24 protein-coding genes and 1 riboswitch are annotated in these 16,258 nt (G+C 64.3%); of the genes, 15 read left to right on the plus strand and 9 right to left on the minus strand.

From position 1 onward, the window contains the following. Positions 1-173: 173 nt before the first annotated feature. From NKK52_RS04825 to NKK52_RS04840, 4 genes are all read right to left on the minus strand, one after another. Positions 174-272: a hypothetical protein gene (locus tag NKK52_RS04825; protein WP_023684816.1), complete on the minus strand. Its 99-nt coding sequence runs from the start codon at positions 270-272 to the stop codon at positions 174-176. A gap of 59 nt (positions 273-331) precedes the next feature. Continuing rightward, complete coding sequence (locus NKK52_RS04830) at positions 332-430, minus strand: hypothetical protein (protein ID WP_023670351.1); 99 nt, start codon at positions 428-430, stop codon at positions 332-334. A gap of 199 nt (positions 431-629) precedes the next feature. Then, a complete protein-coding gene (locus NKK52_RS04835) occupies positions 630-1,220 on the minus strand; it encodes a DUF924 family protein (protein ID WP_023728143.1) in 591 nt (196 codons plus the stop codon). A 2-nt stretch (positions 1,221-1,222) separates the two neighbouring features. Next, a complete protein-coding gene (locus tag NKK52_RS04840; RefSeq protein ID WP_023684818.1) occupies positions 1,223-2,134 on the minus strand; it encodes an SDR family oxidoreductase in 912 nt (303 codons plus the stop codon). A gap of 111 nt (positions 2,135-2,245) precedes the next feature. Here NKK52_RS04840 and NKK52_RS04845 point away from each other — a divergent pair, with 111 nt between their 5' ends. Further along, positions 2,246-3,211 (plus strand): LysR family transcriptional regulator, encoded by a 966-nt coding sequence (locus NKK52_RS04845; RefSeq protein WP_023684819.1) that lies wholly within the window; start codon positions 2,246-2,248, stop codon positions 3,209-3,211. A 30-nt stretch (positions 3,212-3,241) separates the two neighbouring features. Here NKK52_RS04845 and dinB read toward each other — a convergent pair whose 3' ends face one another. Beyond that, entirely contained in the window at positions 3,242-4,483 is a 1,242-nt protein-coding gene (gene dinB, locus NKK52_RS04850) for a DNA polymerase IV (protein ID WP_352628357.1), read from the minus strand. A 233-nt stretch (positions 4,484-4,716) separates the two neighbouring features. Between dinB and NKK52_RS04855 the strand changes: the two genes are divergently transcribed. From NKK52_RS04855 to NKK52_RS04865, 3 genes are all read left to right on the plus strand, one after another. Beyond that, on the plus strand, positions 4,717-4,953 hold the full coding sequence (locus NKK52_RS04855; RefSeq protein WP_023670353.1) for a hypothetical protein: 237 nt from the start codon (positions 4,717-4,719) through the stop codon (positions 4,951-4,953). 153 nt (positions 4,954-5,106) lie between these two features. Beyond that, a complete protein-coding gene (locus tag NKK52_RS04860) occupies positions 5,107-5,514 on the plus strand; it encodes a heme-copper oxidase family protein (RefSeq protein WP_023684822.1) in 408 nt (135 codons plus the stop codon). A gap of 263 nt (positions 5,515-5,777) precedes the next feature. After that, positions 5,778-5,999, plus strand: a complete 222-nt coding sequence (locus NKK52_RS04865) for a hypothetical protein (RefSeq protein WP_023670355.1) — start codon at positions 5,778-5,780, stop codon at positions 5,997-5,999. Between the two features lie 393 nt (positions 6,000-6,392). Here NKK52_RS04865 and NKK52_RS04870 read toward each other — a convergent pair whose 3' ends face one another. Continuing rightward, on the minus strand, positions 6,393-6,722 hold the full coding sequence (locus NKK52_RS04870) for a hypothetical protein (protein WP_023705173.1): 330 nt from the start codon (positions 6,720-6,722) through the stop codon (positions 6,393-6,395). A 160-nt stretch (positions 6,723-6,882) separates the two neighbouring features. Here NKK52_RS04870 and NKK52_RS04875 point away from each other — a divergent pair, with 160 nt between their 5' ends. From NKK52_RS04875 to NKK52_RS04890, 4 genes are all read left to right on the plus strand, one after another. Next, positions 6,883-7,185: a hypothetical protein gene (locus NKK52_RS04875; RefSeq protein WP_023684824.1), complete on the plus strand. Its 303-nt coding sequence runs from the start codon at positions 6,883-6,885 to the stop codon at positions 7,183-7,185. A gap of 339 nt (positions 7,186-7,524) precedes the next feature. Next, the gene (locus tag NKK52_RS04880; protein WP_023670359.1) at positions 7,525-7,854 is read left to right on the plus strand and encodes a DUF1236 domain-containing protein; all 330 of its coding nucleotides are present in this window, start codon (positions 7,525-7,527) and stop codon (positions 7,852-7,854) included. 98 nt (positions 7,855-7,952) lie between these two features. Beyond that, a complete protein-coding gene (locus NKK52_RS04885; protein ID WP_023670360.1) occupies positions 7,953-8,168 on the plus strand; it encodes a hypothetical protein in 216 nt (71 codons plus the stop codon). A gap of 92 nt (positions 8,169-8,260) precedes the next feature. Further along, positions 8,261-8,500, plus strand: a complete 240-nt coding sequence (locus NKK52_RS04890) for a DUF2934 domain-containing protein (protein ID WP_023684825.1) — start codon at positions 8,261-8,263, stop codon at positions 8,498-8,500. 158 nt (positions 8,501-8,658) lie between these two features. Here the strand turns inward: NKK52_RS04890 and NKK52_RS04895 are convergent, their stop codons facing one another. Beyond that, the gene (locus tag NKK52_RS04895) at positions 8,659-8,910 is read right to left on the minus strand and encodes a hypothetical protein (RefSeq protein WP_023684826.1); all 252 of its coding nucleotides are present in this window, start codon (positions 8,908-8,910) and stop codon (positions 8,659-8,661) included. A 342-nt stretch (positions 8,911-9,252) separates the two neighbouring features. Continuing rightward, positions 9,253-9,365: riboswitch (TPP riboswitch) on the plus strand. Between NKK52_RS04895 and NKK52_RS04900 the strand changes: the two genes are divergently transcribed. From NKK52_RS04900 to NKK52_RS04915, 4 genes are all read left to right on the plus strand, one after another. Further along, a complete protein-coding gene (locus NKK52_RS04900) occupies positions 9,356-9,964 on the plus strand; it encodes a YkoF family thiamine/hydroxymethylpyrimidine-binding protein (protein WP_023670364.1) in 609 nt (202 codons plus the stop codon). Its footprint overlaps the riboswitch before it by 10 nt. 255 nt (positions 9,965-10,219) lie before the next feature. Beyond that, on the plus strand, positions 10,220-11,056 hold the full coding sequence (locus NKK52_RS04905) for an ABC transporter permease (protein ID WP_023715124.1): 837 nt from the start codon (positions 10,220-10,222) through the stop codon (positions 11,054-11,056). Further along, entirely contained in the window at positions 11,053-11,835 is a 783-nt protein-coding gene (locus NKK52_RS04910) for an ABC transporter ATP-binding protein (protein ID WP_023685443.1), read from the plus strand. The genes NKK52_RS04905 and NKK52_RS04910 overlap by 4 nt, the downstream gene beginning before the upstream one ends. After that, positions 11,832-12,839 carry an ABC transporter substrate-binding protein gene (locus NKK52_RS04915; protein WP_023685444.1) on the plus strand — a complete coding sequence of 336 codons (1,008 nt, stop codon included), beginning with the start codon at positions 11,832-11,834 and terminating at the stop codon, positions 12,837-12,839. Before NKK52_RS04910 ends, NKK52_RS04915 begins: the two co-directional genes overlap by 4 nt. Before the next feature lie 168 nt (positions 12,840-13,007). On the opposite strand, the gene NKK52_RS04920 is transcribed toward NKK52_RS04915, so the two are convergent. Further along, complete coding sequence (locus NKK52_RS04920; protein ID WP_023672482.1) at positions 13,008-13,670, minus strand: LexA family transcriptional regulator; 663 nt, start codon at positions 13,668-13,670, stop codon at positions 13,008-13,010. Positions 13,671-13,749: 79 nt separating this feature from the next. On the opposite strand from NKK52_RS04920, the gene NKK52_RS04925 reads away from it, so the two are divergent. The 3 genes from NKK52_RS04925 (at position 13,750) to NKK52_RS04935 (ending at position 15,863) form a co-directional block, all read left to right on the plus strand. Further along, positions 13,750-14,124 carry a hypothetical protein gene (locus tag NKK52_RS04925; protein ID WP_023685446.1) on the plus strand — a complete coding sequence of 125 codons (375 nt, stop codon included), beginning with the start codon at positions 13,750-13,752 and terminating at the stop codon, positions 14,122-14,124. Positions 14,125-14,207: 83 nt separating this feature from the next. Beyond that, positions 14,208-14,936: a GcrA cell cycle regulator gene (locus NKK52_RS04930; RefSeq protein ID WP_023715125.1), complete on the plus strand. Its 729-nt coding sequence runs from the start codon at positions 14,208-14,210 to the stop codon at positions 14,934-14,936. Between the two features lie 327 nt (positions 14,937-15,263). Further along, positions 15,264-15,863, plus strand: coding sequence for a DUF6456 domain-containing protein (locus NKK52_RS04935; RefSeq protein ID WP_023685448.1), 600 nt, complete (start codon positions 15,264-15,266; stop codon positions 15,861-15,863). Between the two features lie 66 nt (positions 15,864-15,929). Here NKK52_RS04935 and NKK52_RS04940 read toward each other — a convergent pair whose 3' ends face one another. After that, positions 15,930-16,238, minus strand: coding sequence for a hypothetical protein (locus NKK52_RS04940; RefSeq protein WP_023672486.1), 309 nt, complete (start codon positions 16,236-16,238; stop codon positions 15,930-15,932). Positions 16,239-16,258: the final 20 nt, after the last annotated feature.

The following is a 16,258-nucleotide window of genomic DNA, read 5'->3' on the forward strand; positions in this document are numbered from 1 at the left end:
AACGAGTTTAGCCCGGAATAGGAGCAGAAGCGCCGTTCGCGGTGATCTGCGAGAGCTTGCCCCTTTTTACCAGCACTGGCTTGGAATAGGTCTTCCTCATTTTCCACTCTCCACGTCGGGCACCCAAAGCCCCGTTCCCGGCCAGACGGCACGAGGCGTCGGATAATCGGCTGCTAGACGGCGACCGGCCCGGAGCCGTTACCATTGTCGGCTGTAACCTGCGAGAGCTTGCCCTTCTTGACCAGCACCGGCTTCGAATAGGTCTTCTTCATGCCGCATCTCCAGTGTCAGGCGAGGCCGCCAGATCAGGCGACAGTCCGACTCAACGACTTCACTCGATCGGGCCGGAACCCGCTCCATTGGCGAGCGCCGTAACCTGCGAAAGCTTGCCTTTTTTGACCAGAACAGGCTTCGAATAGGTTTTCTTCATAGTGTATCCTCCAAGCTTACGCGATAATGCCAGACGGATCGGCACTGTCAACCTTCGCGGCGCCGTCGTCCCGCCCCGGGTTTTCTCGGTCCCGATGCACTAGATCATGATGAGATTTGGTTGCAATCTCATCATGATCTAACCCTTTGTTGGAGCATGATCTTTTCCAAAAACCGGACCCGCTTTTTGGAATCATGCTCTAACCCGCAAATCCACCTTCATCGAGAAAGCGTTGTTCTTGGGCGTGCATGGCGCGACCGAGGATCGGGTTGCGGTGCGGAAAACGTCCGAAACGGCGGATGATGTCGCGGTGATGTTCGGCCCGCTTCAGGTCGGACGGGCCGATGTCGCGCGACAGCGCCACCGAGCGGTCCTGGTCGGCAATCGCTTCGGAATGCGCGAAGGGCAGCCCGAAGAACAGCCGCAGCGAGGGATCGACCATCCGCTGGAACCCGGCATCGATCGCCTCAGTAGCGATCGCGCGGGCCTTCGCGTCGCTGGCATACATGCGCGGCGTGTCGCGAAAGGCGTTGCGCGGGAACTGGTCGAGCAGCAGGATCAGCGCCAGAGCCCCGTAGGGCGTCGCCATCCAGCCATCGCAGTCGCCGCGCGCTGCGGCCTCATGCAGCCGCAGGAAGCGATCGCGAAACTCGCGGTCGAAGGCCGCATCCTTGGCGAACCACGCGGCAGGTCCTGCCTGCCACCAGAAGCCGACCACGGCGGCAGCGGCATCCGGCACATTCTTCCGGGCGGCGAGGCCGCCCGGTTCGACGGTTGCGATGGGGTCCATTGTCAGGCCGCCTTCGCATCGCCGGCCAGTGCCGCCCAGTCCAGCGCTCTTGCCCATTCGGCGAATGAGGTCGGCTTCACCGGCAGCAGACGGGTCGTCTGGCCAAGATCGACGGCAAGCACGGCCTGCTTCTGGCTGCGGATCCAGGCATAGCTGGCGGCAGTCTGTTCGGCGGCGTCCTTGCCGAGCATGGTTTCGAGCGCGGCGGCGAAGTCCGCCAGCGGCACCGGATAATAGCTGACTTCGCGGCCGACAATGCCTGACAGGATGACGGCCATCTCCGGTCCGGTCAGCGCCTGCGGCCCGCCAATGTCGAAGCTGGCACCGGCAAGCTCCGGATGCCGCAGCGCTTCGACCACGTAGGCCGCCATATCCTGCCAGGAGATCCAGGAGGTCTGGAAGTTGGCCGGCAGCGGATAGGCGAGGACGCCCTGATGCATGATCGCCGGCGCGCTCCAGGGCGCTGCGATATTGCTCATGGCCAGCGTCGGCTTTAGGACGATGGATGGCGGGCCGAACGTCTTGATGTAGTCGATGAGTTCGGCCTTGGCATCCATCACCGCCGTGCCGGAATGGCCCGACACATGGCCGCTGGTGTTGAACACCAGAAGCTTGACGCCGCCTTGCTGCGCCGCATCCGCAATGTTGCGGCCGTAGCGCAGGATCTCTTCAGGGCTTGCACCGACCGGCAAGGTCAGCGCCACCGCATCGACGCCGAGGCAGGCGAGGGCCAGTCGGCCGGGGTCGGCGAGATCACCGCGCACGATGTTGACCCCATCGCCGAACGGATCGGGCGAGCCCTTGCGTAACAGGACACGCACCGTGGCGCCGGCGGCGCGGCAAGCGCTGACAATGGCCGACCCTTGGGCGCCGGAGGCGCCGGTGACCAGAACCGAATTGGGAAAGTTTGGCATGGATTTGCTCCTCTCTGAATGAGTGCCGACGAAACCGGCACCACCGTCTTCGCGTCGAAGAAGGCATTCGCAACTTTACTCTGCTGAATCCAGTGATATGATTTCAGGAATATGCTGAACAAAATTGACCTGGCGCGCGCCGATCTCAATTTGCTGGTCTTGTTCCAAGCCATCATGGAGGAGCGGCATGTCGGTCGCTCGGCGGAGCGGCTAAACCTGTCGGCCTCGGCGGTCAGCCATGGCCTTGGCCGGCTGCGCAAGCTGCTTGGGGATCCGTTGTTCCTGAAGACGCCGCGCGGCGTCGTGCCCACCGACCGGGCAACGGAGCTTGCCGAATCGGTGGCCGAGATCCTGGCGCGGGTGCGCCGGGTGATCGCCAGCGCCGAGCCGTTCGATCCGGCCCGCTCGACGCGCCGCTTCACCATCGGTGCGCCGGATGCGGTATCGTCCGTGCTCCTGCCGCCGCTGCTCGACCAGATCCGCTTTTTGGCCCCCGGCATCGACATCGGCATCCGGCAACTGCTGCCGCGCCAAGGTGAACCGTCGCCCACTACTGCCTGGAGCGACTGTGTCGCCGAACTCGAAGCGCGCGCCATGGATGTCGCGGTGATTCCGTTCGACGGCCTGCCGGCACGCTTCACCGTCGACAAGCTCTATGAGGAGGATTTCGTCGTCGCCATGCGCGCCGGCCACCGCTTCGCCGGCGATCCGTGCCTCGACGCCTATTGCAGCGTGCAGCATATGGTCGTCTCGAACAATGGCGATCCGAACGGGTTTGTCGACAGGGTGCTGGCCGAACGCGGCCTGTCGCGTCGCGTCGCGCTGACTGTCCCCAACTTTATGTTCGGACTGGCCGTGCTTGCTCAGACTGATCTGATATCGGCCTATCCGCGCCGGTTCCTCGCCATGTATGGCGGCCGTTTCGGTGTCGTCGGCGTCGATGCGCCCATCCGGCTCGGCCACTTCAACATCAACAGCATCGTGCCGAAGGTTGCGCTGATGGATGCGGGCTTGGCCTGGCTGGTCGGCCTGCTCAGGCAGACCGGAAATGCAGTGCTATCTTCGGGTGCGGCGTAAGCATTGGCCTGGCCGTCGCAGCGGCGGTCCTCAAAGCTCCTTTTCCGCCAGTTCGCGGAAGGCATCGGGAACCGAGCGCCGGGCTTCCAGCGCCACGGCGCCGTAGCCGACAGCCTCTCTGCCAAAGCGCTGGCGGATCTTGTCGATGGCGCGGTCGGCGCCAAAGCGCGCCAGGCCTTGCCTGCTGCCGGGTCGCTGCTTTTCATCGGCAAGCCCGAGCGGCAGCTCCAGCTGCAGCTCGGCACTTTCTTCCAGCTGCGACACCGAGATCGCCAGCAGCGAGATGGTCTTCTCCCGAGGGTTGGCGGCCAGCACGCCGCGCACCAGCTCCCCGGCGATTTCGGCCAGCATCGCGGTTGCCGAAATCGGCTGATCGAGCGTCAGCGAGCGTGTGACAGCGTGCAGATCGGCGAAACGCACGCGCACCGTCACCGTGCGCCCGGGCCGTGATTTCGCCCTGAGCCGGCTTGCGACCCGGTCTGCCAGATGCAGCAGCACGGGTCCGAAGATACGCGCCTCGGCCGGCCGTCTGCCAAGCGCCGACTGCGCGCCGGCGGAATGCGACCGCCTGTGGGTTTCGAGCTTTCGCGGGTCGCGGTTCCATGCCAGCGACGCCAGCTTTTCGCCGGTGGCGGGCCCGAGCAACCTTCGCAGCACCCCGCTATGCGTCTTTGCCAACTGGCCGATGGTCTCGATGCCGATCTCGGCCAGCCGCGCCTTGGTCGCCGGGCCGACGCCCCACATCAGGCCGACCGGCAGATCATGCAGGAAGGCAAGTTCGGTGTTCGGATCGACCACCACCAGGCCGTCGGGCTTGGCCACCTGCGAGGCGATCTTGGCCAGATGCTTGGTGCGCGCCACGCCGATCGAGATCGGCAGGCCGAGCTCTGCCCGGACGCGCCGACGCACCGTGGCGGCGATCTCGGCCGGCGGCCCGAACAGATGCGTGCAGCCGGCGACGTCGGCAAAGGCTTCATCGATGGAAATCCGCTCGACCAGCGGCGTGAAATCGTCGAGCACCTTGATGGCGGCGTCGCCCAGCCGCTGATAGTCGGCGAAATGGCCGCCGACGAAGATCAGTCCGGGGCAAAGCTCGCGCGCGCGTTGTCCGGGCATGCCGCCGCGCACGCCGAAAACCCTGGCTTCGTAGGAAGCGGCAAGCACGACGCCGCCGCCGACGGCGATCGGCTTGCCCCTGAGCGCCGGGTCGAGCAGCTGCTCGACCGAGGCGTAGAAGGCGTCGAGATCCGCATGCAGGATGGTGGGCTCCATCCCGACCGTTCCCTTTGCGGCGTTGCAGCATTAGCCGCGTCTGTTGTGAGAGGCGTTTTTGCCGAACAAATAGAGAACAAACAGGGCCTATTGTCAAGCGAAGCGGTTGTCGCCGGCCGGCCCGTTCCAGGTCGGGCTGTCGAGTGCTCCGCCTGGGCATCGGACCTGCGGAACATTGTCTCTCGCCTCGGCGTTCATATCCGCGACGGGACGCTGTTTTTGTGGAGGCCGGTATGGGCCAGTTCGAGATGATCGACCTCGTCAGCGTCATTGACGCCTGCACGAGCGATCGCGTTGCCGGGCACTGCGTGTCAATGGCCAGGGCGGTGGAGGAGTTGCGAGTGCTGACCGGTGATTTCGTATCGCCGGACGAGACGGTGGCCAACGCGCTGTCGGCAGTGGCGCTGGGGCGCGGCTGCGCGGTGGTGTTCGACGAGCGAGCGGGCGCCGACATCTTGCTGACGCCGTAGCGCGGCGGCGCCGGGTTGTGGCAGCCAGAAAAGTCGAACAGCGTGCAAAAAGCTGTGCAGGCATGGCCCATAAGCGCGGCGTGGAAAAGTTCTGCGCGTGGGTGTATTCTCCAGGTCGCAAGCGGTCGCAGACCGCATAGGGGGAGAAATGACATGCCGAGGGTTTCAGAACTCTTTTTCAAAACTGCCATCTTGTTCCTGATGTTGGGGATTGCGGCCGGCCTGCAGATGGCGATCTCGGGTGACCACGCCGCTTTTCCGGCGCACGCGCATATCAATCTGCTCGGTTGGGTGACGAGCGCCATCTTCGGCGGCTACTACGCGCTCAATCCGCAAAAGGCGGCGCGTCGCATCGCCATGATCCACTACGGGCTCTACACACTCGGCCTGGTGATCATGCTGCCGGCGCTGTATGTGATGCTGCAGGGAAACCCGGCGCTTGAACCGATCGTCGCCGGCGGCTCGCTCATCGTCGCCGCTGCCGTTCTGGTTTTTGCTTTCGTGGTGTTTTCGCCCGAAACGGCGCGCTCGGTGTCCGGCGTGGTGCCGGCTTCTCGCTGACTGTTCGCGCAGCGATCAAGTCCGACCCGCGTTCGCGACCCGCCACGCGGGTTGGCCAGGCCGATGGCCGCAGCCGCTGGCTGCGGTGTCTATCGCCGCGTCGGCGCTCAACATACCCGAGTCCCACCACGTATTATTTCGTGACTATTTGGCGCCGGAACCTTCCCAGATATCGCGCGTTGCGGCGACTGTATTCGCGCTGCCTTATATATAGGCAGACTTGAGTACGTCCACAGCATGGGTTGGGGGAGGAGCAGGCCACCATGTCGAACAGAGAAATCGGAACGTCGGCCTCACTGGGCCGACGCATCGCCGATCTGAAAGCCAGGATGCGAGACGCCAGCGTTACTGAACACGAGATGCAGACCTTCCAGAAGGTCGCGGCCATCATGGGGGGTGTCGAAGGCTCCCTACGCCTCGACGCCGACGACCTGATCGCGGCGTCCTTCGTCACCGAGGCGCTCGGCGATCCCGGGTCGAACTGAAGGTCAGAGCCCGTCGGCACTCAAGTGCCGGCGGGCGATGGCCCGGTTCGCAGCGTTGCGATGCTGGAGCGTGTCTGCACCGCCCGCGGCGGGGATTTCTTGCGCACTTTGAAGATTTCAGGCGAGCGGCCTCGACGGCGCTTGAAATATTGGGCTTCGCGTTCGTGCTTCTCGGCTGCTTCTCGGCTGTCGAAGGTGCCGAGATTGTCGCCGTCCAGCCCTTGACCACAAGGGCTAAGCCAAACCGCCAAGGCGCCTTAAACGAAGGATCCGGCCAGCCGGATCCTTCGAAATATCGCGATGCTCCGGCATCGCCTTCAGCTCATCCTTGGTCCAACTGGTGACGGCGTGGACGTCCCGGGAAACCTCTCGAAAGTATCCGCGGTCGCTGCCTTACACGTCGTCGAACGGGCCGCCGCGCCTCGCCAGATCGTGACCAATGGCGGCTTCCTCGGCGTCGTCGGGCAAGGCATCGTCACTGTCCTGGTAGGGGTTGTCGTCATCCTCCTCGGGCAATTCGCCTTCCTTCTCGACACCGGTGGTGTCCGGCAGGCTTTCCTCATCTGCTCCGTCGGGCAGGACCGTTGCGCCACGCAGCGCATCCCAATCCTGCCGGCGCGGCGTCGGCGCTTCCACCTCGTCATTGGCGATCCTGTCGCGGGCATCGTTTTTGCTCGGTGGCGCCTCGACCTCGTCATTGGGTTTTCTGTTTCGTTCTTCCATGATTGCCTCCTCCGGGCGGCTTTGCGTCGAGAAGGTGGAACTCACTTCCGGCTGTCAGGTTCCGGCAACCACTCCATCTCCGTGGAACCAATTGCCGCCAGTCTGCTTTGCCAAGGACTAGTCTGCTTTGCCAAGGAGATGAATCCAGAGGAGCTGGACCATGAAGACTTTCCCCCTCATCCCATGCGTGCTGCTCTTGGCGCTGGCCGACCCGGCGGCTGCGCAGGACAATGGCGACCAGCACGGCCCTGCCGCGCCTTGCCAGGCGCAGCCTCAGGACGATGGTCAGAAGCCGCCGGTCGCCAATGGCGGCGGCGAATCGACCAGCACGCTCGGTCCCTGCGGCGGCGTGCTGCAGCCGCCGCCCAGTGGTGACCAGGGTATGACGCAGCCGCCGCCGGACCAGGGCAAGACGCCGGTGATCAAGCCTGGCGAGGTGCCTGCGCAGCCGCCGAAGCAATGACCTTTGCTTGAAACTTCACGGCGTGGCACGAAGGCGGTCGGTTCCCGTCTTGGCCGGGCGACGCGGTCACCGGATCAATGCCGGCGCCGGCCGCAATCGCCCGGAATTGGAGCCGTGCATCATCCATGTCGAAGGTCTCCTGAGGGATTGTGCTTCAATGCGAATCTTGCGGGTGCGGGTTCTGCTGGCATGACCGGGAAGCCGATCAATTTAGTCTCCGCTTGCGGAACAAGACCGTACCGGCTGCGTTTGCCTCCAGGAGCCCGCCACCTCGATCTGCGCTGTTTTCGCCTCATGCGGGAACACGGCGGAGCTCGCCAACAACGACAGGAGACGAAGATGAAAACCATCCTTATTCCCGCCGTCGCCGGGCTCGCCATGATCGCTGGTATCGGCATTGCCGCCGCCGACGAGGTCATCGTCACGCAGCCGGCACAGCAGCAGGTGATCATCACCCCGGAACAGCGCACGGTCGTGCACCAGTACGTAAAGAAACATCCGCTTGCCTCGGTCAATCTGCTCGGCGTCGAATTGAATGTCGGCACTGCCTTGCCTGATACTGTCGAGCTGCAGGAGGTTCCCGACGTTCAGTACAGATACGCCGTCGTCGACAACCATACCGTGTTGGTCGACCCCAGCACGCGCAGGATTGTCGAGGTGGTCGAGTAACGCTCGACAACCTAACCATTCATCGGTGATACGGCCCTGTCGTTCTTCCTAAAAGGGCGGCAGGGCCGAATGATGAACATGATGAAAGGAGAATTGCCATGTTGCCGCATGTCGAGACCCCGAACTCCGCCAATGTTGCGGCGTGTTGCGACAAGTTGCTGGCCGAGCGCAACACGGCGCTGTTATCGATGAAGGAAGCGATCGCGCTCCTGCGGGAGCGCACCGGCACCGATCGTTCGGATGCCGACCTCGCGGGGCTGATCGTCAAGAAAGCGGCGCTGCTCGGCGTTGCGGTGATTTCCGACCCGCGCTGAGATGTCTCGTCACTCAAGACGCCGGCCGAATTTTCGGCTAACGTTTTCGTGGAATCTGGACCAACCGACCGGACCCAACCACGGAGGCTTAAGTGACGGACGACAAACAGGACCGCATTCGCCAGCGCGCGCACGAGATCTGGGAAAAGGCCGGCCGGCCTGAAGGCGCGCATCAGGAACACTGGGAGCAGGCCACGGCTGAAGTCGACGGCGCGGTCGCCAAGCCCAAAAAGGCGGCGAAGAAAGCTGACGCCAAGCCCGCCAAGGCAGCCGCCAAGCCAAAGGCAGCGAAGCCTGCCGCCGCAAAGTCCGGCAAAGCCAAATCGAAATAAGGCCAAGTCGAAATAAGTCAGTCGAAATAAAGCAAGGCCGGAATTCGCTGGCCGGGCCATCCTTGGCGCCCGCCGTTCAGGCGCGCCCGAGCCTCTCAACCTGACGAATTGCGCCTGCGACGGGCAGCGCAATTCCTTGTGTTTGGCGACAGGCGCCCTCATGCCTCCCAGGCATAACTCGACAGCGCAAAGCGAATGCCGGCAGCTGTCATGGCCAGTTCGCATTCGGTGATCTGGCGCAGGTGGCGCAGATAGCGCGTCACGGTCTGTGGCAGCCAGCCGGCGCAGGCCTCTACATAGGCGCGGCTGTGAACAAGGGTGCCGGTCGACAGCCTCTCGTCCTTCTCGGCAACGACTTTCAGATATTGGCGGATGAAGCGGATGTCGTCGGCGATGTCCTGGCTGGCCATTCGCCAGGCCCCGGCGAGGCGTTGGCACTGATCGAATGACAAGGGCAACAAAGGGGGCGGCAATAAAGGCGGCGGCAACGACGGAGATGACGGCAAAGGACGAGAGAGATCGGCGAAGGCAACATGGTTCGCTGTGCTCAAGGACATTCCTCTCTGCGAAAAGAGATATCGTACTTTATGTACGAATGAGCGTCAAGCCAATTTCGTACAGTTGGGACGATAACGCAACGAACTGACGAGTCGTCTGTTAACGCCCGGGCGCCCGGCACGTCTGGCCCAAAACACTTTCCCGCAGTGCCTCAACAAACGGCTTCCCCAATGCCGCGAACAATGCTTTAACCCGCCCATCCACAGGGGTGCTCCGTATCGTCGGGGCTGAGATGAGGGCGGCAAGCCTTCGGACCCTAAAGCTGATCTGGATAATACCAGCGGAGCGAGGCGGGCGATGTTTTCAGGCGCACAGATTTCCCTTTATCCCATGACCGACGATTTCGTCGGCGTCATCCTCGGCGCGCTCGGCGCGCTCGATCCCTGGCGCGACCGGCTGCGGATCGAAACCGATGACATCTCGACCCTTATGGTCGGGCCGCCCGAGGTGCTGTTTCCCGCCATGCGCGACCTGTTCGTCGCGGCGGCCAAAAGCGGCAAGCACTGCGTGCTTTCGGCGGCGGTCTCGCGCGGCTGTCCGGGCGAGCCCGACGATCCGATCTGCCGCTCCGACGAGACCGGCGGCCCCGCCATTCCGCTGGACGAGCGCAAGATCGCCGCGATCCGCGCTGTCCAGGCCACGCCGTCGACCGGCCAGCCGGTGGCGGCGCAGTTCTCGCTCTACGTTATGGGCACGGGCGACCATATGGACGAGATCTACGGCTGCATCGATTTCCTGAAACAGTCCGGCGTCTTTGAGCGCTCAAAGAACTTCTGCACCAAATTGCGTGGCGATGCCGGTGCGGTGTTTGCCACGCTCAACGAGGCCTTCTGCCGCTTCGGCCCCGGCGCCGGCCACGTCACCCTCGACATCACGATCTCGGCGAACAGCCCGAGCGCCGTCTGAGCCGCGGCTCAAGCGTCGTTCCTTGAGGATATTGCCGTGGCTGGTTTATCTGACCCATTGCGTGGAGGAGATGCCTCTGACCCCTCAGCACAAAGAGGAGGGGAGCCATTGGCGATTGGCGAAGACCGCGATGCCCACGAATCTCCCCCCTCGAGCAGGAGATGGCCGGCAGGCCAGAGGGGGTCCCAGCGCGTGGAGCGCCGACGTCCTTTTCGCATCGGCAAGGCGTGGGCGCTCTATGCGAGACGACCCCCTCTGTCGCCTTCGGCGACATCTCCCCCTCGAGGGGGGAGATTAGCCGCCGGCATCGCCAAGACCATCCCCGCCGCCTTCGCTTTCGCCCTGCTCCTCGCAGCCTGGGAGCTCTACGCCCGCTACGGCGGTGTCGCCCCCACCGTGCTGCCGGCGCCGTCGCGCGTGCTGCAGCAGGCCTGGGAGCATCGCGCCGCCCTGGCCGACAACACGCTGCCCACCATCCGCGCCACATCAGCCGGCTTCGCCTGCTCGTTGGTCGCTGCCTTCGTGTTTTCGGCGCTGGTCGATTTCTTGGCCCCGCTGCGCCGCGCGCTGTTTCCGCTGCTGATCGTCAGCCAGACCTTGCCGCTGGTCGCGATCGCGCCGCTCATCGTGCTGTGGTTCGGCTTCGGGCTGATGCCAAAAATCCTGCTTGTGGCGCTCGTCACCTTCTTCCCGATGATGGTCGCGCTGGTCGAAGGTTTTGCTGCGACCAGCAAGGAGATTTCGCAGATGCTCGCCGCCATGGGGGCAGGGCGCTGGCGTATCTTCTGGCTGGCGCGCCTGCCTTCGGCGCTGCCCTATTTCTTCGCCGGGCTGCGCATCTCCATCACCTACGCCGTGGTCGGCGCGATCTTCGCCGAATATGCGGGGGCGGCGAAGGGGCTGGGCATCTACATGCTCAATGCCAAGAACAACTTTCGGCCCGATCTGGTGCTCGCCGCGGTCGCCGTCAGCGCCGCGCTCACGCTTGTCTTGTTCGCCATTGCGGTGCTCGTCCAGCGCTTCGCCATGCCTTGGGAGAATGCAGGGAGCGAAAGCCGCGACGTCAGATCTTCGGGAGACAGCAGCCAATGACACGGCTTGAACTCCGCGACATCAGCAAAAGCTTCGGCGCGCTTGAGGTGCTCGCCGGCATTTCGCTTCATGTCGAGGCCGGCGAGTTCGTCTCCATTCTCGGCCCTTCCGGCGCCGGCAAGTCGACGCTGTTCCAGTTGCTGACCGGCGCGCTGAAAGGTGAGGGCGACATGCGCTTCGACGGCGCACCATTGCAGGGCAGCCCCTTCGCCTTCATGCCGCAGCGCGACGCGCTGATGCCGTGGCGACGCGTCATCGACAATGTGACGCTGGGGCTGGAAGTTCAGGGTCTTGGCCGCAAAGCGGCGCGCGAACGCGTCGCGCCGTTGTTTGCCGAGTTCGGCCTTGCCGGCTTCGAGCGCGCCTGGCCGGCGGAACTTTCCGGCGGCATGCGCCAGCGCGCCGCCCTTTTGCGCACCGTGGTGCAGCAGCGCGACATGCTGCTGCTCGACGAGCCCTTTGGCGCGCTGGATGCACTGACCCGCGCGGGTATGCAGCGCTGGCTGGAAGGCATGTGGCAGCGCCACCGCTGGACCGCGCTGCTGATCACCCATGACGTGCGCGAAGCCGTCTACCTCTCCGATCGAATCTATCTGATGTCGGCGCGGCCGGCCCGCATCATCGGCGAGATTGCCGTGCCGCTGCCGCGCCCGCGCACCACCGGCAGCGATGCCGCGCGCCAGGCCGTCGCGCTCGAAGCCGACATCCTCGACACGCTGCTCAATCCCGGGACTGACCGGCCCTCGTTCCCGCAGACCGCTCAAAGGAGTTTTTCATGACCGAATTCACACGCCGGCAGGCTTTGCTGCTGACGCTGGCTGCCGGACTGCCGCTTGCCTCTCGCGCTCATGCGGCTACGCAAAAAATCACCGTCGCGCTCGACTGGACGGTCAACACCAACCATGTCGGCCTGTTCGTTGCCCGCGACAAAGGGTTCTACAACGAGGCCGGGCTCGATGTTGAGATCCTGCCCTATGGCGATACTGGCGCCGGCACGCTGGTCGCCAACCGCATCGCCGATTTCGGCATTGCCGGCGTCGGCCTGTTCACCCAGCGGGCTGCCGGCGCCGATCTCAAGGCGGTCTACGCCGTGGTCCAGCAGGAGACCGGCCGGTTGGTCTTCAACGCGGATCGCGGCGAGATCAAGAGTCCCAGGAATCTCGACGGTCTGACCTATGGCGGCTTCGGCAGCGCCTGGGAAAACACGCTGATCTCGACCATCATCCGCCACGATGGCGGCAAGGGCGTTTTCGAGACGGTGACATTAGGCACCTCGGCCTATGAGGCGCTGGCCAACGGCTCGGTCGACTTCACGCTGGAGGTCTCGACCTGGGAAGGCGTCGCTGCCGAGTTGAAAGGCGTCAGGCAGCGCGGCTTCCGCTACGCCGACTACGGCGTGCCCGACGAGCACACCACCTTGATCGCCTCCAGTGATGCCTATCTCCAGGCAAATCCAAAGGCGGCGTCATCCTTTCTCGAGGCGACGCGCCGTGGCTATCAGTTTGCGGTCGATCATGCGCAAGAGGCTGGCGACCTGCTGATCGCGTCCAACAAGGACGCGCTGACCGACCCGGCGCTGATCCACGCTTCGCTGAAGATGCTCGTCGACGGGCACTTCCTCAGAAGCCAGGCCGGCGTCATCGGCACCATCGACAAGGCCAAGATCGAGGCGATCGGAACCTACCTCTTCAGGGCCGGCATTCTGCTTGACGCCGATGGCAAGGGGCTGAAAGAGCGGCCGGATTTCGGGGGGTATTTTACGAACGAGTTTTTGGGCGCGTAATCTCCCCCCTCGGGAGATGTCGCCGAAGGCGACAGAGGGGGTCGGTACGTCCTGACGCGACTTCCTATCGCGGACAGAGGACGTCAGCGCCTTACGCGCGGCGACCCCCTCTGGCCTGCCGGCCATCTCCCCCTCGAGGGGGGAGATTGCGCCTCACCGCCTTCTCCCTCACATATCGATCATCGAGCGCTTCACCCGGCCGATGATGGTGATGGCGCCTTCGAGCGCCGGCGGCGGGATGTCCATGTAGGAGGCCGGCTGGAAGGGCGGGTTCTCGTTGGGGCGGTAACGCTTGTAGGTGGCCTGGCCGGATTCGTCAGAAATGACGTAGCAGCCATTGGTCACCAGCCGCTTGTCCCTGAGGTTGACGAAGATGATCGAATCCGGTGGCGAGATCTTGTTCATCGACGGGCCGTCGACGCGCAGAGCAATCCATTGGCCCTGCTCCAGATCGGTGGTGGGGATGGTCGGATAGTCGCTGAGATTGACCACCATGTCCTGGCTGCCGAGTTCGCCGGCGCTGATCCATGAGACGATGGGCACATCGACGGTGGCCAGCGACGGCATCGGGATCTGCCGGCCCGACTCGTCAAAGCCGAAATGGCCCCCCGCAAGGCTGCCGCCGTCGCCGTTGAACAAGAGCCAGCCGGGATCGACGCCGAACAGGCGGCCGTATTTCTCCGCCGCCTTGCGCGACAGCGGCCGGTTACCGTTCTCGTGACTGATCAGCGTGTTCTTGTTGATGTCGCGCAATGCCCGCGCGGCGTCGCTCGGCGAGGCATAACCTGCCTCCGCCCGTGCCTGCTGCAATCTGTGCCTCGGTTCCTGCATCGTACAAATTGCCTGAATTTATCGTCCAGTACGTACGATTTCGCTTGCGTACGTTTCGTACATATCGTACGCTTAGCGCATGATCGAACAAACCGCAAGCGTTTCCGCAGGCATCCTCAGCTTTCTCCCATCGTCCGGGCTGTCCTCCTCCCCGGTCCGGACGCAAACCGGGGCTTCTGCCCCGGATCCGGTCGAACCGTCGTCCCCCCGATCGACCGGAACGGCCGGAGCCGCTCCTCTCCCGGCTCCGGCCACCTCTTCGGCCCATGGCGCCGCCGGTGCGCCAAGGGCTGTCTCCGGCGGGCAGGACCTTTCCTGCATCCGCACGGAAGATGGCACCGTCATCCTGTTCGACCGGCTGACGGGCAGGGCGGTTTCCGCCCTCACCAAAGCGGCCGCCGAAGCCGCCTTGCGGCATCTCGCCGGCTCGCTGCCGGCCGCCAGTATCGGCTGACCGCACCGACCATCCGCTCTGATTTTTCCCGTAGGCCCTCGGGGCCGGCGCTCGGCCTTTGCGCGCAATCAATGGATACCGACATGACTGCCTATACCGACACCGAATTGCAGGAGATCGCCGTCTGGCTGAGGGATGGCCTGTCGGCCACAGGGATCGCCGTCCGCTTCACGGCGCTGCGCGGCAGTCCGGTCTCGCGCAACGCCATCATCGGCATCGTCCACCGCAACAGCGCGTCGAAGACCATCGGCTTCGCCAACCCCAGAGGCGGCAGGTCGGGCGGCCGACCGAGGAAGAATGCGACGGCGCCGGCTGCAGCCAACGAGAACACGGCAGGGAAGATCCTGCCGGTTCAGCCGAGCAAGCCGGTAAGGCGGCCTGAAGTTTCGAAGCCGGCCGCACCGGCCACACCGGTCGCCAGGCAAGCCAGACACACGCCGGCCACACCGGTCGCCAGGCAAGCCAGACACACGCCGGCCAGGCCTTTGTTGCCAGCCCGTCCGGCGCCCTCGATCCCGGGCGAAGGACGGCTGGTGGTGGACGGCGAAGTCTATCGCTTCAATGTGCCGGCGCCGCGCCCTGCTTCGCTCGGGCGTCAGCCGCATGTCGCCGCCATGCGCTTCATCGACTGCCTGTTCAACCGCTGCCGCGCGCCGCTCGACCTGACGCTGGAGGAAGACCCCGACAACGATGCTCCCGGTAGCCGGCCAGGGCCGGAGATGCTGTGCTGCGGCCTGCGCACAAGGGCGCTGAAAAGCTACTGCGAATACCACCAGGCGCGCTTCCACCGGCCTGTGGTCGAGGTGGTGTGAGCGGCTGGGCTCCGTTCCTCGCCTCCGGACGACCCCACCAATGATCGTAAGCCGGCGGGACAGCGCCCCCCTCTGTCCTGCCGGACGTTCGTCGCTCGGAAAGCCAAGCAATTGGCTTTCCGTCCGCTTCGCGGACCACTCCTCAACCCCCACGACGGGGGCGATCGGATATCGCCGCCGATTTCGCCAATTGCCAACGTTGCAGAGGCGCAGGCGCCGAAACTGCCAATCTCCCCCCTCGTGGGGGAGATGCCCGGCAGGGCAGAGGGGGGGGCGAAGGAACGCCAACCTTCCGGCTCAACAACCCAATCCCACAAGGATCCCCCGATGAGCAAAAAAACCGCGCAGAAACGGCAGCCACCAAAACTCCCCAAAGGCGAAGTCGAGCAGGTGCGCATCCGCCGCGAGATCGGCCATGATTTCGCGCTGAAGGACGATCGCTTCGGCCGCAAGCGGCTGAGCGTCGGCACCGAAGAGGCGCGGCGCGTCTACGAGGTCTCCAATGACGGCTACACCGCGACCGGCGGCATCGTGCGGGTGCGCAATGTCGATCCGCTGGTCGGCATCACCTCACTGACGCGCCAGCAACGCGAGGCCGGCCAACGGTTTCGCGACGATTTTGAGCGCGCCTCGCGTGACGGGCTGCGGCCGATGTCGTGGGAAGAGCGCATTGACGGCGGCCGCATCAATGGCGGCATCCCCGACCGCGTGCTCAACGCCGGCCGCGCCCACACCCATGCCATCGCCGCCATGGCCCACTGGGAAGTGGCGGAGGTGGTTCGCAAAATCTGCCTCGAAGGCCAGTCGGTGAAGGCGCTCGCCGAACGCACCGGCGAGGGACGAGATGTGGTGGTGAAGCTGTTGAAGGTCGGGCTCGACCTTTTGGCCGTGGGTTACGGGATGATGCTGATGCGGAAGCCGCGATAAGGCCGGCAGCCGCGCAGGAAGTGGCCGGCCGGCAGATGCCGGCCGAACCGGTTTCACCCTATCGGATCACCGTTCGCAAACGCGAATTTCCTCGACGATCCTGTGATGATGGCGCCAATGCTTGACCAACTCTATGCGGCAATGGCGATGGTGCCTGTGATACCTGTGGTACCTGAAGCCGTTATCGTAGGCATTATACTGGTAGTAAGGGCGAGGAGCGTAGCGATCGTAATAGTCGCCATAGCTGTCATTGTAGTCATCGTCATAGTAGCCGTTGCCGATGCCGATCACGACGCGCCCGCCGGCATTCGCCGGGGCGATCATCGCCGCCGCCGCAGTGATAGCGATAGCCGAAGCAAGCAGGAGCTTTCTCATAGCTGCCTCCTATTCAAGGT

The sequence above is a fragment of the Mesorhizobium sp. C277A genome (assembly GCF_040324395.1).
GTDB lineage: Bacteria > Pseudomonadota > Alphaproteobacteria > Rhizobiales > Rhizobiaceae > Mesorhizobium.